At 63.9% G+C, this 1,291-nt stretch carries 1 protein-coding gene and 1 pseudogene; both read right to left on the bottom strand.

Features of this window, described 5'->3' with window-relative positions; all coding sequences use genetic code 11:
• Positions 1–761 (bottom strand): annotated as a pseudogene (locus L9Z73_RS30695) (hypothetical protein); the annotation flags it as partial.
• 125 nt (positions 762–886) lie between these two features.
• The coding region (locus L9Z73_RS30690; protein WP_247408716.1) for a potassium-transporting ATPase subunit C at positions 887–1,291 on the bottom strand (405 nt) is incomplete at its 5' end.

Genomic DNA, 1,291 nt, shown 5'->3' with positions numbered 1-1,291 from the left:
CACTTTGTTAGCATTGCCCGCACAATCAGGAGCTCACTCAACATGGCCGTTAACTGCACCACGCTTGAACAAGTCCGAAGCAACATCGACCGCCTCGACCAGCAAATCGTCACCCTGCTGGCCGTCAGATTAGTCTGGGTGAAAAACGCATCGATGGCGGCGCGGGCCTGTTCCGGCACATACACCTTGCCGTCGCGCAAACGCTCCAGCAGCTCGCGGGACGGCAGGTCGATCAGCAGCAGTTCATCGGCCTCCTGCAGCACCCAATCCGGCAGGGTTTCGCGCACCTGCACGCCGGTGATGCCACGCACCTGATCGTTGAGGCTTTCCAGGTGCTGGACGTTGACCGTGGTGAACACGTTGATGCCGGCGGCGAGCAGTTCCTGAATATCCTGCCAGCGCTTTTCATGGCGGCTGCCGGGCGCGTTGCTGTGAGCCAGCTCGTCCACCAGCACCAGTTGCGGCTTGGCGGCGAGCAGGCCGTCCAGGTCCATTTCTTCGAGCATCACGCCACGGTATTCACTGCGCAGCAACGGTTGCTGCGGCAGGCCGCTGAGCAACGCTTCGGTCTCGGCGCGGCCGTGGGTTTCGACCACGCCGGAGAGCAACCTGACGCCCTGGCGTAACTGGGTGTGGGCGGCCTGGAGCATGGCGTAGGTCTTGCCTACACCGGGGGCGGCGCCAAGGAAGACTTTGAGCCGGCCACGGCCGTCCCGGGGCAGATCGGCTAACAGGGCATCGGCGCGGCCGGAGTCGCTCATGCGCGGGGGTTCCTTCAGGGGTTTATAGGGTGTCTTTCAGGGCGCTATCGCGGGCAAGCCCGCTCCCACATTTGGAATGCATTGCCCTGTGAGAGCGGGCTTGCCCGCGATAGCGGTGCTCCTGTTTACAATTTTTCCAAGGCCATGTTCAGCGCCAGCACATTCACCACCGGCGGGCCCACCAGCGGGCTTTCGATGTGCTCATCCAGCAAGCGCTGCAGGGTGGACACCGGCACATTCCGTGCGGCGGCTACCCGCGCCAGTTGATAGGCAATCGCCGACGGTGGCAAGTGTGGATCAAGACCGCTGCCGGAGGTCGTCAGCGAAGCTAACGGCACCGGGCCTTGAGCGGGCACGAACTGTTTATTCGCGTCATCGAACACGCGCGTGGCCAGCGCCGGGTTGCTCGGCCCCAGGTTGCTCGCGCCGCTGGAAACAGTCGCAAAGGCGCCTGCAGACGGACGCGGGTGGAACCAGCTGTCACCGGTAAAGTCCTGGGCGATCAGGCTGGAGCCGCGCACCTTGCCGCT

The organism is Pseudomonas emilianonis, assembly GCF_023072625.1.
Lineage (GTDB): Bacteria > Pseudomonadota > Gammaproteobacteria > Pseudomonadales > Pseudomonadaceae > Aquipseudomonas > Aquipseudomonas paraveronii.
Note: the sequence above shows the minus strand (reverse complement) of the source record. Positions and strands in the feature narration are given on the sequence as shown.